Below are 575 nucleotides of genomic sequence, written 5' to 3' on the forward strand. Positions count from 1 at the left end.
TCACGACCGTCGTCGCCAAGCTCGACGAGACCGACTACACGGTCGTGCAGACCTACGACTACGACACCAACGAGCTGATCGCCGGGCCCGAGCTGCTGTACCCCTTCGCGGGGAACATCGAGATGGGCGCGTTCGACAACAGCACGGTCGTCGTCCCGGTGCCGCTCGCCGCGCTCGGCGTCGAGCCCGGCACGCCGGTCGGCGTGTGGGCGCAGATGCGCAGCACCTACGCCTTCCCCGCCGACGGGATCGTCGACGAGGTCGGGCCGTTCACCGTCGACCCGTACGACCCGCCGCTGTGGTTCGGCTCGAACATCGGCGCCGACTTCGTGTCGCAGACGTTCGACGGCGCCACGGTCGAGGTCCACGGCGGGCCGGGCGCGGGCGACCAGAAGGTCCTCGTGCTGCACCACTCCAACGGCACGGGCGACCGCGCGCAGGTCGTCGACGTGACGGTCCCCGAGGCCGTCGCGACGACCACGACGCTCGACGTCGAGTCGTCCGGCACGGCCGGCGGGGAGACGGTGCTGCGGGCGGCGGTCACGCCGTCGGAGGCCACCGGGACGTTCACGTTC

1 protein-coding gene is annotated in these 575 nt (G+C 71.7%); it reads left to right on the top strand.

Annotation, left to right across the window (positions count from 1 at the left end):
• Window positions 1-575 (top strand): hypothetical protein (locus tag G3I71_RS45955; RefSeq protein WP_203733051.1); only part of this gene is annotated, 575 nt, incomplete at both ends.

Origin of the sequence: Streptomyces sp. SID12501, assembly GCF_010550245.1 — a bacterium.
In the GTDB taxonomy this organism is placed as follows: domain Bacteria; phylum Actinomycetota; class Actinomycetes; order Streptomycetales; family Streptomycetaceae; genus Streptomyces.